Genomic DNA, 12,411 nt, shown 5'->3' on the forward strand with positions numbered 1-12,411 from the left:
GCCGCTGTTGTCGAAGGCCCGCTGAGTTGCGCAGCCTGAACCCGGAGTTAGCCATGCGAGCGTTGTCGATCCTCCTGAGCTTTGTCGTCTCGCTTCTGGCGCTCCCGGTCGCGGTGGCCGCGGAAGACTTCCTGCCGCCCGAGCAGGCCTTCCGCTTCTAGGCACGCACCCTCGACGATCGCACCGTGGAAATCGTCTTCAAGGTGACGGACGGCTACTACCTGTACCGGGAGCAGTTCGCCTTTGCGGCCGAGCCGCCCGCGGCCCGATTGGGCGCGGCCGTCATCCCGGCCGGCAAGGTCAAGTTCGACGAAACCTTCGGCAAGGACGTGGAGACGCATCGGGGCAGCCTGACGATCCGCCTTCCGGTCGAAGACGCCCCGGCTGGTTTTGCCTTGAACGTGACCAGCCAGGGCTGCGCCGACAAGGGGCTGTGCTACCCGCCGATGACCCACGCTGCAGAGGTCCGGTTGGCGGGCTTTGGCGGCGACGGCACGGTGCGCGTCATGACCCTCGGCGGTACCGCCGTGGCCGCGGACATGGCGACAGGCACGCTCGACGGACGCGCGGTCGATGCCGCCACGGCCCCGGCCGCCCCTGCACCGGACGCAAGCGCGCCGAGGCTCGGCAGCTCCGGCGATGCCTCGATCGACGGCGCCCTGCGCAGCGGGCGCTACTGGATCGTCGTCGGCGCCTTCTTCCTGGCCGGCGTGCTGCTTTCCTTCACGCCCTGTGTCTTGCCGATGCTGCCGATCCTGTCGTCGATCATCGTCGGCGCAGGCCGCAAGGGCGGCGCGGTGTCCCGCTCCCGCGGGCTCTCGCTGTCGATCGTCTACTCGCTCGGCATGGCCCTCGTGTACACGCTGCTGGGCGTCGCGGCCGGGTTGGCCGGCGAGGGTCTCGCCGCCGCGCTGCAAACGCCCTGGGTGCTGGGCGTCTTCGCAGCGATGCTGGCCGCGCTGGCGATGTCGATGTTCGGCTTCTACGAGCTGCAGCTGCCGGCTGCCTGGAGCAGCGGCGTTTCCAGCGGGACGAACCGCCTGCCCGGAGGCCATGCCCTCGGTGTGTTCGCCATGGGCGGGCTGTCGGCGCTGATCGTTAGCCCTTGCGTCGCCGCGCCGCTGGCCGGCGCGCTGATCTACATCAGCCAGACGCGCGACGTGCTGCTCGGCGGCAGCGCGCTGTTCTCGCTGGCGGCCGGCATGAGCGTGCCGCTGCTGCTCGTCGGTGCCTCGGCCGGCAGCCTGCTGCCGCGCGCCGGCGCATGGATGGAGGGCGTGAAGCGCGGATTCGGCGTGCTGCTGCTGGCAGTGGCCTGGTGGATCCTGTCGCCGGTGCTGCCGGCGCCGTTGGCCGTGGCCGGCTGGGGCGCCGTGCTGCTGTGCGCGGCGACTTTCCTGTTCGTCTTCGACCGCCTGCCCGAACGGGCGGGGGCTGCGCTGCGGCTCGGCAAGACGGCCGGCCTGGTGCTCGCGATCGCCGGCGCGCTGCAACTCGTCGGCGCCGCTGCCGGTGCGAGCGATCCGCTGCGTCCGCTGGCGCCGTTGGCAAGCCGTGCTGGCGGCGATGCGGCAGGAGCGCAGGCAAGGCCCGGTGCTCACGAGGGCCCGCGCTTCACGCGCGTGCGCACGGTGGCCGAACTCGACGCCGCCCTCGCCGCTTCCGGCCGCCCGGTGCTGCTCGACTTCTACGCCGACTGGTGCGTGAGCTGCAAGGAGATGGAGCGCTTCACCTTCGCCGATCCGAGGGTCCGTGCAAAGCTCGACAAGGCGGTGCTGCTGCAGGTCGATGTCACCGCCAACTCGGCACAAGACCGGGCACTGCTCAAGCGCTTCGGGCTGTTCGGCCCGCCGGGGATCGTGTTCTTCGATGCTGGCGGACGCGAACTCGGGTCGCTGCGCGTCATCGGCTATCAAGCACCCGAGCGCTTTCTGCAAAGCCTCGCCCAGGCGCGGCTTTGAGCGTCACTCGTGCTCGCTCTCGCCGGCGCGCTCCTGCCACGCCCGGTACTCGTAGGACCACGTGCTCTTGATGAATGACAGCACCGCGACGATCTCCTCGTCGCTGAGCGCTTCTCGAAAAGCAGGCATGCCGCTCCGGTAGTCCGAGGGTCGATCCTTGCCGGGGATGAGCCCATGCGTCGTCACGCGGATCAGGTAGCGGTCGGAGTGGTGCCACGTGTGGCCGCGCTCGTCATGAGGCGGTGCCGGCAAGCGACCGTCGGCACCGATGTGCTGCCAGCCGGGCTGGCCCTCGAGCCGGGCGCCGTGACAGGCGGCGCAGCGCTCGCCATACACGCGCTCTCCCCATGCAACGAGCTTCGTGTTGCCGGCGTCGATGTGCCGGGCGGCGGGCGCCCGGACCGTCGCATGGACGCCGAGCGCCACCATGTACACGATCAGCGCTGACGAGGCCCAGAAACGGGGTTTGTGCTTCACAGGGTGAGGGAGGTTGCCGCAAGCTTAGGCGAGCGGCAAAGACCGAGTCAATAGGGCGGCGCTCGCGTCGGGCCGCTGTACTGACGAACCCGCTCATGTGCCATTTCGCCGCAAGGCCGCAGGCCACGGTGCGGCCCACTTGCAGCCCAAAGAGAAAGGCCCGCGAGCGATCGCGGGCCTTTTGCATCTGGTGCCGGTGAGAAGAGTCGAACTCCCGACCTTCGCATTACGAATGCGCTGCTCTACCAACTGAGCTACACCGGCATTTCGATCGCGCACCGCCCGTGGGGTGGTCGATCGGATCGAAGCGCGCATTCTATCGGAAGGCCTTGACGCAGCGGATGTGTGCGTGCCGCGAAAGCCGATTGTTCAAGCCTTCAAGGCAAAGCCCCCGAGCTTCTTGGCCACCGCCACGTTCTTCAGCGTCACATAGACCGGCAGGCCATCGCGTCCGTACTTCGGGTAATCCTCGCCCTGGATCAGCGGGCGCAGGTAGCGCTTGCACTTGTCGGTGATGCCGTACCCGTCCTTCGTGATGAAGTCGCGCGGCATGAACTTCTCGACGTTGGCCACCTTGGCGAGATCCGCCACGCCGATCCTGTACTTGTAGGGCACGTCGGAGAGGCGCTCCACCGTCGGCATCACCGCGTTGTGGCCCTTCAGCGCCAGCTCGACCGCCTTCTTGCCGAGCTCGTAGGCCTGCTTCACGTCGGTCTTCGAAGCGATGTGGCGGGCGGCGCGCTGCAGGTAATCGGCCACGGCCCAGTGGAACTTGTGGCCGAGGGCTTCCTTGACCATGTTGGCGACGACTGGCGCGGCGCCGCCGAGCTGGGCATGGCCGAAGGCGTCCTTCGTGCCTTGCTCTGCCAGGAAGCGGCCGTCGGGGTAGTGGCAGCCCTCGGACACGACCACCGAACAGTAGCCGTGCTCCTTGACCAGCTTGCCGACGCGCGCGATGAACTTCTTCTCGTCGAACTCGATCTCGGGGAACAGGATCACCACCGGGATGCCGTGGTCCTCGACCAGGCCGCCGGCCGCGGCGATCCAGCCGGCATGCCGGCCCATGACCTCGACCACGAAGACCTTGGTGGAGGTCAGGCACATCGACCGCACGTCGAAGGAGGCTTCCAGGGTCGAGACCGCCACGTACTTCGCCACGGAGCCGAAGCCGGGGCAGCAGTCGGTGATGGGCAGGTCGTTGTCCACCGTCTTGGGCACGTGGATGGCTTGGATCGGATAGCCCATGCTGTCGGCGAGCTGGCTGACCTTGAAGCAGGTGTCGGCCGAGTCGCCGCCGCCGTTGTAGAAGAACCAGCCGATGTCGTGCGCCTGGAACACGGCGATCAGGCGCTCGTACTCGCGCCGGTGGCTGTCGATCGACTTGAGCTTGTAGCGGCACGAGCCGAACGCGCCGGACGGCGTGGAGCGCAGCAGCGCGATGGCCGAGGCGGTCTCCTTGCCGGTGTCGATCAGGTCCTCGGTCAGCGCGCCAATGATGCCGTTGCGCCCCGCATAGACCTTGCCGATGCGGTCGCGGTTGGCGCGCGCCATCTCGATCACGCCGCAGGCCGAGGCATTGATGACGGCGGTGACGCCGCCCGACTGCGCGTAGAACGCGTTTCTCTTGGTGGCCATCGCGGCATCTCCCTGTTGCAGGCTCAGTCGGCCAATGCGCGCGTGACCACTTCGCGCACGTCGTTGCTCAGGTCGGGCTTGGCGGCCACCCGGGCGATGGCTTCGCGCGCCGCGCCGCGCAGCGGCTCGACCAGCTTCTTCCAGCGGTCCAGCGCGCGCGCCAGGCGTGCGGCCACCTGCGGGTTGATGGCGTCCAGCTCCATCACGCGCTCGCTCCAGAACACGTAGCCGGCGGCATCGGGGCGGTGGAACGCGCCGGGGTTGCCGCTGCAGTAGCTGAAGATCACGCTGCGCGCTCGGTTCGGGTTGCGGATGTTGAAGTCCGGGTGCGCCATCAGCTGGCGCACCACGGGCAGCACGTTGCCGCCGCGGTCCGGCTGGCCGGCCTGCAGCGCGAACCACTTGTCCAGCACCAGCGGCTCGTGCTGGAAAATGGCGTGGAAGCGGGCAATGGCCTTGGGCGCCAGGTCGCCGCCGCCCACCACCAGGGCCGACAACGCGTGGAAGCGGTCGGTCATGTTGGTGGCGTCCTTGAAGCGCTGGTAGGCCTTGCCGGCCCACATATCCGCCCCCGCATCCGTTCGCCCTGAGCCTGTCGAAGGGCCCCGCGACGCCAGGCACAGCATCGTGAGCGCCATGCCGGTCAGCGCGCGGCGCCCGCTGGACACCGCGTCGGGCCGGTAGCCGCCGTTCTCGCGGTGCGCCTCGTAGGCCCACTGCCAGTCGTCGTACAGCACCTGGGCCAGCTGCGCGCGCATGGCTTCGCGCACCGCGTGGATGCGCTGCGGATCGACCTTGTCCAGCTGCTCGGCGATGTAGGTCTCGGCGGGCAGCGTGAGCACCAGCTCCTTGAACGCCGCGTCGAGCGTGGGATGGCGCAGGATGTCGCGCATGGCGCCGACGAAGGCGTCGTCCAGCCGGACGTCGGCCGCCGCCAGGCCCTGCGTGCCGATGTAGCGCAGCGCGCGGCCGGTGGCCAGGCGCTGCGCCGCCTCCCAGCGGTTGAACGGGTCGGCGTCGTGCGTGAGCAGGTTGAGCAGCTCGGCATCCGTGTAGTCGTACTCCAGCACCACCGGCGCGCTGAAGCCGCGCAGCAGCGAGGGCACTGGCGCGCGCTGCATGCCGGGGAAGGTGAGGGTTTCGCTTTGCTGCGACAGCACGTGCATGCCGGTGGTGAGCTCGCGGCCTTCGGCATCCAGCAAGCCCAGCGCCACCGGGATCACGAACGGCTGCTTGTCCGGCTGGCCCAGCGTGGCAGGGCAGCTCTGCGACAGCGTAAGCGAGTAGATGCCCGAGGCCGCGTCGTAGTGACCCTGGGCGCGCAGGCGCGGGGTGCCGGCCTGGCTGTACCAGCGCTTGAACTGCTCCAGCTGGCGCGCCAGCGGCGATTCGGGATTCGCGTCGGCGATGGCCTGCGCGAAGTCGTCGCAGGTGACGGCGTGGCCGTCGTGCCGCTCGAAGTACAGCTGCAGTCCCTTGGCGAAGCCCTCGCGGCCCACCAGGGTCTGCATCATGCGCACCACCTCCGCACCTTTTTCGTAAATGGTGACGGTGTAGAAGTTGTTGATCTCCAGGTACTGGTCGGGCCGCACCGGGTGCGCCATCGGGCCGGCGTCCTCGGGGAACTGCGCGGTGCGCAGCACGCGCACGTCCTCGATGCGCTTGACCGCGCGCGCCGACGGCGTGCCCGCCAGGTCCATGCTGAACTCCTGGTCGCGGAACACCGTGAGGCCTTCCTTCAGCGACAACTGGAACCAGTCGCGGCAGGTGACGCGGTTGCCGGTCCAGTTGTGGAAGTACTCGTGGCCCACCACGCTCTCGATGTTGGCGTAGTCGGTGTCGGTGGCGGTGGCCTGGGTGGCGAGAACGTACTTCGTGTTGAAGATGTTCAGGCCCTTGTTCTCCATGGCGCCCATGTTGAAGTCGCTGGTGGCGACGATCATGAAGCGTTCCAGGTCCAGCGGCAGGCTGAAGCGCGCCTCGTCCCAGGCCACCGAAGCCATCAGCGAGGTCATGGCGTGGTCGGTCTTGTCCAGGTCGCCGGGGCGCACGTAGATCTGCAGCAGGTGATCGTTGCCGCCGCGCGAACGCACGCGCTGCTCGCGGCAGACCAGCTGGCCGGCCACCAGGGCGAACAGGTAGGAAGGCTTGCGGAACGGGTCGACCCACTTGGCGAAGTGGCGCCCGCCCTCCAGTTCGCCTTCCTCCACCAGGTTGCCGTTGGACAGCAGCACCGGGTAGCGGGCCTTGTCCGCGCGCAGCGTGACGGTGTAGCTGGCCATCACGTCCGGGCGGTCCAGGAAGTAGGTGATGCGCCGGAAGCCCTCGGCCTCGCACTGCGTGAAGAACGAGTCGTTGCTCACGTACAGGCCCATGAGCTTGGTGTTCTTGGCCGGCATGCAGGTGGTGAAGATCTCCAGCTCGAACGGCTCGTCGCCGGCCGGCAGGTTCTCCAGCACCAGCTGTTCGTTCTCCAGCTTGAAGGAGGTGCCCTGGCCGTTGACCAGCACGCGCGCCAGGTTCAGCTCCTCGCCGTCCAGGCGCAGCGGCTGCGCGGCGGCGCCGGGGTTGCGGCGCACGCGCATGCGGTTGAGCACGCGGGTCTTGGCGGCGTCGAGGTCGAAGCACAGTTCGACCGTGTCGATCCAGAACGCGGGCGGCTGGTAGTCGGCCCGGTGGACCAGTTTGGATTGACCTTCACGCATCCAGGCGCTCCAGGAAGTTGGCTTTCATGAGTTCCTTGTAGTCGCGCACCTGCGCGATGACGTGCGGGCCGGAGAGTTCTTCGGCGCTATGGGTGCTGCAGATGGCGACGGCGCGCATGCCGGCGCGGCCCGCGGCCTCGATGCCGAACGGCGCATCCTCGAACACGATGCACTCGGCCGGCTGCGCGTCCAGCCGCTTGGCGGCGCCGAGAAAAATGTCCGGCTGCGGCTTGCCCGGCAGCCCTTCGTCGCCGCGCACCACGGCGTCGGGCGGCAGGCCGAGCTTCAGGTGGTCCAGCACGAACGCCAGGTTCAGGCGGTCGCCGGCGGTGGCGATCGCGATCTTCAGCGCGCTTTCGCGCGAACGCACGACGAAGTCGTGGAAGCCCGCGACCTCGCGGAATTCCTTGCCGAAGATCTCGCGGTAGATCGCTTCCTTCTCGCCGATGAGTTCCAGCGCGCGGTCTTGCGGCACGTCGTCACCCATGAGAATGCGGATGCATTCCACGCCGGTGCGCCCGGTGGTGCGGCGCATGATCTCGTCGACGTCCATCGCCACGCCGTGGCGCTTGCGGAATTCGTCCCAGCTGCGCGCATGCGCCGGCATGGACTCCACCATCGTGCCGTCCATGTCGAAGATGAAAGCACGCGTGGCCATCACACGCCCTGCTTCAGGCTGGCTTCGATGAACGCATCGAGGTCGCCGTCCAGCACCTTCTGGGTGGCCGAGATCTCCACGCCGGTGCGCAGGTCCTTGATGCGGCTGTTGTCCAGCACGTAGCTGCGGATCTGGTGGCCCCAGCCGACGTCGGTCTTGTTGTCTTCCAGCTTCTGCTGCGCTTCCATGCGCTTGCGCATCTCGTGGTCGTACAGGCGCGAACGCAGGCGCTTCCACGCCACGTCGCGGTTGCTGTGCTGGCTGCGGCTGTCCTGGCACTGCACAACGATGTTGGTGGGAATGTGCGTCAGGCGCACCGCCGAGTCGGTCTTGTTGATGTGCTGGCCGCCGGCGCCGGACGCGCGGTAGGTGTCCACCCGCACGTCGGCCGGGTTGATGTCGATCTCGATGGAGTCGTCGACCTCGGGATAGACGAACACGCTTGCGAAGCTGGTGTGGCGCCCGCCCGAGGAGTCGAACGGCGACTTGCGCACCAGGCGGTGCACGCCGGTTTCGGTGCGCAGCAGGCCGAAGGCGTACTCGCCCTCGATCTTGATGGTGGCGCCCTTGATGCCGGCGGTGTCGCCCGGCGTCTCGTCTTCCACCGTGGTCTTGAAGCCCTTGCGCTCGGCGTACTTCAGGTACTGGCGCAGCAGCATGGAAGCCCAGTCGCACGCCTCGGTGCCGCCGGCGCCGGCCTGCAGGTCGAGAAAGCAATTGTTCGGGTCGGCCGGCTGGTTGAACATCCGGCGGAATTCCAGGCCCTCGACGTCCTTGGCGAGCATGCCGGCGTCGGCTTCGATGGAGGCGAGGCCGGCTTCGTCGCCTTCTTCCTTGCTCATCTCATAGAGCTCGAGGTTGTCCGACAGATCGCGCTCGAGGTTCTGCAGCATCACGACGATGTCATCGAGCTGCTTTTTTTCCCTGCCCAGTTCCTGGGCCTTCTTCGGGTCGTTCCAGACCGTGGGATCTTCCAGCGAGGCGTTGACGGTTCTCAGGCGTTCCGATTTGGCATCGAAGTCAAAGATACCCCCGTAAGTCGGCGGTACGGGCTTGCAGATCGGTGAGGGTGGTGCCGATCAGGTTGATGCGTTCTGCGTCCATGGCGTGTGGTTCCGGTGATTCAAAGGGGCAACCGGCGATTTTCTCACGCGGGTGCGTCCAGCGGCAGCCTGAGCAGGAACTCCGCGCCCGCGCCGGGTTCACTGCGCACCGTGAGGCTGCCGCCGTGCGCCTGCGCGATCTGCCGGCTGATGAACAGGCCCAGCCCCAGGCCCGGCACGGCGCTGGTGGCTTCGGCGCGCTCGAACTGCCCGAAGATGCGTTCCTGGTCCTGCGGCGCGATGCCCGGGCCCTGGTCCTTCACCGACACCACCGCGTGCGCGCCTTCGGTGGCCAGTGAAACGCGCACCGGGCCGCCGCCGCCGTAGCGCAGGGCATTGGTCAGCAGGTTGGTCACCACCTGTTCGATGCGGAATTCGTCGGCCGTCAACGCAAGGTGCGGCGGCGCGTCCAGCTCCAGCGGCGTGCTGGCAGCCTTGGCCTGCTCGCCCATGGCTTCCACCAGGCTGTGCAGCATCTGCGCCAGGTCCATCGGCGCCGGCTCCATGCCCAGCCTGCCGGTGCGCAGCCGCGTCACGTCCAGCATGTCGTCCAGCAGGCGGATCATGCTGCGCACCTGGCGCTCGTCGCGCTCGGCCATCTGCACGAGGGCCGGCGGCTCCGGCAGCTTGCCGCTGGCCAGCAGGCGCTTGCGCACCTGCACCTGCAGGTACAGCGTGTTGAGCGGGTTGCGCAGCTCGTGCGACACCAGCCCCATGAAGTCGTCGCGCATGCGCACGGCGCGCTGCAGTTCCTCCTGCGCGTGCTCCAGCGCCTGGCGCTGGCGGAACAGGTCGACGAACACGTTGGCCTTGCTGCGCACCGTCTGCGGGTCCAGCGGCTTGTGCAGGAAGTCCACCGCGCCGGTTTCGTAGCCGCGAAACGCGTAGTTCATCTCGCGGCCGGCCGCGCTCACGAACACGATCGGGATGCGGCGGGTGCGCTCGGTGCCGCGCATCAGCTCGGCCAGCTCGAAGCCGTTCATCCCCGGCATCTGCACGTCCAGGATGGCCAGCGCGAATTCGTGCTCCAGCAGCAGCGACAACGCCTCTTCGCCCGAGTGGGCGCAGAACACCTCGCGGCCGTCGCCGCGCACCAGCGCCTGCAGGGCGACCAGGTTCTCGCGCAGGTCGTCGACCAGCAGCAGCTTGGCGGCGGGGGTGTCGGTGATCATGTCCGGAACATCAGAGTGTGCAGCAGCGCGCGGATGCCGGCCAGCGGCAGCACCAGGTCGGGCGCCGCGCGGCGGATCGCCGCGGCCGGCATGGTGCCGTGCCTGGCGTCCGCCGGGTCCTGCGCGACGGTGAAGCCGCCGGCCGCGGCCACCGCCGCCAGGCCGTTGGCGCCGTCGTCGTTGGCGCCGGTGAGCACGAAGGCGGCAAGCCGTTCGCCATAGGCTTCGGCGCAGGACTGCAGCAGCACGTCGATGGACGGACGCGAATACAGCACCGGCTCGTCGCAGCTCAGCGAAAACGTGCGGTCGGGCTCCACCAGCAGGTGGTAGCCCGGCGGCGCGAAGTAGAGCGTGCCGGCCGCCAGCGGCGCGTGGGGCTGCGCCTCGTGCACCGGCATGGACAGGCGTGCCCGGAAGATGTCCACCAGCTGGCTGTCGCGGTCGGGCGACAGGTGCAGCACGGTGACGATGGGCACGGCGCCGCCGGCCGGCATGTCCTGCAGCAGGAAGAACAGCGCATCGATGCCGCCGGCCGAGGCGCCGATGGCGATCGCGTCGACCTCGCGCGCTGGCTGGCTCGCGGGCGCGGTCACACCGCCTCCTTGCGCTTGCGGAACACCCGCTCGGAGCGCGCCACGGTGTCGAAGCGCCCGGCGTAGGCCGAGAAGTCCAGCGTTTCCTTGGAGCCCAGCCCCAGGAAGCCGCGGTGGATGAGCGATTCGTGGAACAGGCCGAGCGCGCGGTCCTGCAGCGTGCGGTTGAAGTAGATCAGCACGTTGCGGCACGACACCAGGTGCGTCTCGGCGAACACGCTGTCGGTGGCCAGGCTGTGGTCGGCGAAGGTGATGCTGTCGCGCAGCGACTTGTCCATCAGCGCGCCGCCGTAGCCGGCCGTGTAGTAGCGCGAAAAACTCTCCAGGCCGCCGGCGCGCTGGTAGTTCTGCGTGAAGCCCTGCATGCGGTCCAACGCATACACGCCCTGGCGCGCGCGGTCGAGCGAGGCGTGGTTGATGTCGGTGGCGTAGAGGATGGCGCGTTCCAGCAGGCCTTCTTCGCGCAGCAGAATGGCCAGCGAGTACGCCTCTTCGCCGGTGCTGCAGCCGGCCACCCAGATCTTCACCGACGGGTAGGTGCGCAGCACCGGCACCACGTGGCGGCGCAGCGCCTCGAAGTAGGGCGGGTCGCGGAACATCTCGCTGACCGGTACAGTCAGGTGCTGCAGCAGCTGCGAGAAGGCGTCGGGGTCGTGCAGCACCCGCTCCTGCAGCGCCGAGATGGTGGGCATGCCCATCTGCTCGCGCGCGTGCTCCACCCGGCGGCGCAGCGACGCGACCGAGTAGTCGCGGAAGTCCTGGCCCCAGCGCAGGTACACCGCCTCCACCAGCAGGCGCAGCTCGATCTCGGCGATGGTGGTGTTGCGGCCGGCCACTCAGAGCCGCTCCATCTTGGGCATCCACACCCGCATCAGCGAGAACAGGCGCTCCAGCTCGATCGGCTTGGCCAGGTAGTCGTTGGCGCCGGCGGCCAGGCAGCGTTCCTGGTCGTCCTTCATGGCCTTGGCGGTCACGGCGATGATAGGCAGCTTGCGCCATTGCGGATTGCGGCGGATCTCGCGCATGGCGGTGTAGCCGTCCATCTCCGGCATCATCACGTCCATCAGCACCATGTCGACGGGGGCAGCGCCGGCCAGCTTCTGCAGCGCCTCCACACCGTTGCGCGCCACTTCCACCTCGGCGCCCTTGTGCTCCAGCGCGCTGGTCAGCGCGAAGATGTTGCGCACGTCGTCGTCCACCACCAGGATGCGCCGGCCCTCGAACGCTTTTTCGCGGGTGCGCGCGGTGCGCAGCATGTCCTGCCGCTCGCTGGACAGCTGGCTTTCCACCTGGTGCAGGAACAGGGTCACCTCGTCGAGCAGGCGCTCGGGCGAGCGCGCGCCCTTGATGATGATGGAGCGCGAGTAGCGCATCAGCTCGGCTTCCTCCTCGCGGCTCAGGTTGCGGCCGGTGTAGACGATCACCGGCGGGAACGAGCGGCTCTCGCCGGCGGCGATGCGCTTGAGCAGTTCCTGGCCCGTCATGTCCGGCAGCTTCAGGTCCATGATCATGCAGTCGAACACGGAATCGGCCAGCGCGTCCAGCGCTTCCTGGCCGAGCCCCACGGCGGTGATCTCGACCTCGCCGTCGCCGATGAGATGGGCCACGCTTTCGCGCTGGCGGGGGTCGTCCTCCACCACCAGCACGCGCTTGAGTTTCTGGCTGAGCTTGGTTTCCAGCCGCTGGAAGATGTCGCGCAGCTGCTCGCGCGTGGCCGGCTTCATCGCGTAGCCGATCGCGCCCATCTGCAGCGCCGGCTCGGCCAGGTCCTCGGCCGACAGCACGTGCACCGGGATGTGCCGCGTGCGCGCGCTTTCCTTCAGCCGCTGCAGCACGGCCAGCCCGCTGTCGTCGGGCAGCCGGATGTCCAGCAGCACGGCCTGCGGCAAGTGCGCGGTGGCCAACTGCACGCCTTCCTCGGCCTGGTGCGCGACGATGCAGCGGTAGCCCAGCTCGTGCGCCAGGTCGAACAGGATGCGCGCGAACACCACGTCGTCCTCCACCACCAGCACCGTGCGGCGCGCGCCGGCGGGCTGCTCGCGGTCGTCGGCGAAGGCCGGGCCGCTGGGCGGGCGGGCCGGGATGCGGCTGCCGGCGCCGCCGGACG

General features: G+C 68.6%; 10 protein-coding genes and 1 tRNA gene. 1 reads left to right on the forward strand and 10 read right to left on the reverse strand.

What is annotated here, in order from left to right:
* Positions 1–185: 185 nt before the first annotated feature.
* Positions 186–1,961 carry a protein-disulfide reductase DsbD gene (dsbD, locus tag H0U68_RS08865; protein ID WP_365731165.1) on the forward strand — a complete coding sequence of 592 codons (1,776 nt, stop codon included), beginning with the start codon at positions 186–188 and terminating at the stop codon, positions 1,959–1,961.
* A 3-nt stretch (positions 1,962–1,964) separates the two neighbouring features.
* Here the strand turns inward: dsbD and H0U68_RS08870 are convergent, their stop codons facing one another.
* From H0U68_RS08870 to H0U68_RS08915, 10 genes are all read right to left on the reverse strand, one after another.
* The gene (locus tag H0U68_RS08870) at positions 1,965–2,438 is read right to left on the reverse strand and encodes a c-type cytochrome (RefSeq protein WP_296354719.1); all 474 of its coding nucleotides are present in this window, start codon (positions 2,436–2,438) and stop codon (positions 1,965–1,967) included.
* Positions 2,439–2,626: 188 nt separating this feature from the next.
* Positions 2,627–2,702 (reverse strand) — tRNA-Thr (locus tag H0U68_RS08875).
* Between the two features lie 105 nt (positions 2,703–2,807).
* Positions 2,808–4,073: a 6-phosphofructokinase gene (locus tag H0U68_RS08880; protein ID WP_296354721.1), complete on the reverse strand. Its 1,266-nt coding sequence runs from the start codon at positions 4,071–4,073 to the stop codon at positions 2,808–2,810.
* A gap of 23 nt (positions 4,074–4,096) precedes the next feature.
* Entirely contained in the window at positions 4,097–6,778 is a 2,682-nt protein-coding gene (pepN, locus tag H0U68_RS08885) for an aminopeptidase N (RefSeq protein WP_296354723.1), read from the reverse strand.
* Entirely contained in the window at positions 6,771–7,436 is a 666-nt protein-coding gene (locus H0U68_RS08890) for an HAD-IA family hydrolase (protein ID WP_296354725.1), read from the reverse strand. The genes pepN and H0U68_RS08890 overlap by 8 nt, the downstream gene beginning before the upstream one ends.
* Positions 7,436–8,540 (reverse strand): peptide chain release factor 2 gene (prfB, locus tag H0U68_RS08895; RefSeq protein ID WP_296354727.1). Its coding sequence is split into 2 segments (ribosomal slippage): positions 7,436–8,458 and positions 8,460–8,540, totalling 1,104 coding nucleotides; the frame shifts between segments, so codons are not numbered across the junction. Before prfB ends, H0U68_RS08890 begins: the two co-directional genes overlap by 1 nt.
* Positions 8,541–8,583: 43 nt before the next feature.
* Entirely contained in the window at positions 8,584–9,711 is a 1,128-nt protein-coding gene (locus H0U68_RS08900) for a hybrid sensor histidine kinase/response regulator (protein ID WP_296354729.1), read from the reverse strand.
* Positions 9,708–10,304 (reverse strand): chemotaxis protein CheB, encoded by a 597-nt coding sequence (locus H0U68_RS08905; protein WP_296354730.1) that lies wholly within the window; start codon positions 10,302–10,304, stop codon positions 9,708–9,710. The genes H0U68_RS08900 and H0U68_RS08905 overlap by 4 nt, the downstream gene beginning before the upstream one ends.
* Complete coding sequence (locus H0U68_RS08910) at positions 10,301–11,140, reverse strand: protein-glutamate O-methyltransferase CheR (protein ID WP_296354733.1); 840 nt, start codon at positions 11,138–11,140, stop codon at positions 10,301–10,303. The genes H0U68_RS08905 and H0U68_RS08910 overlap by 4 nt, the downstream gene beginning before the upstream one ends.
* A partial coding sequence (locus tag H0U68_RS08915) for a response regulator (protein ID WP_296354735.1) occupies positions 11,141–12,411 on the reverse strand: 1,271 nt, incomplete at its 5' end.

The organism is Ramlibacter sp., assembly GCF_013697775.1.
GTDB lineage: Bacteria > Pseudomonadota > Gammaproteobacteria > Burkholderiales > Burkholderiaceae_C > Ramlibacter.

What these genes read in the sequence shown, in the direction of transcription:
- pepN (WP_296354723.1), bottom strand. Translation starts at nt 6,778, where the DNA reads ATGCGTGAAGGTCAATCCAAACTGGTCCACCGGGCCGACTACCAGCCG.
- H0U68_RS08900 (WP_296354729.1), bottom strand. Translation starts at nt 9,711, where the DNA reads ATGATCACCGACACCCCCGCCGCCAAGCTGCTGCTGGTCGACGACCTG.
- H0U68_RS08890 (WP_296354725.1), bottom strand. Translation starts at nt 7,436, where the DNA reads ATGGCCACGCGTGCTTTCATCTTCGACATGGACGGCACGATGGTGGAG.
- H0U68_RS08880 (WP_296354721.1), bottom strand. Translation starts at nt 4,073, where the DNA reads ATGGCCACCAAGAGAAACGCGTTCTACGCGCAGTCGGGCGGCGTCACC.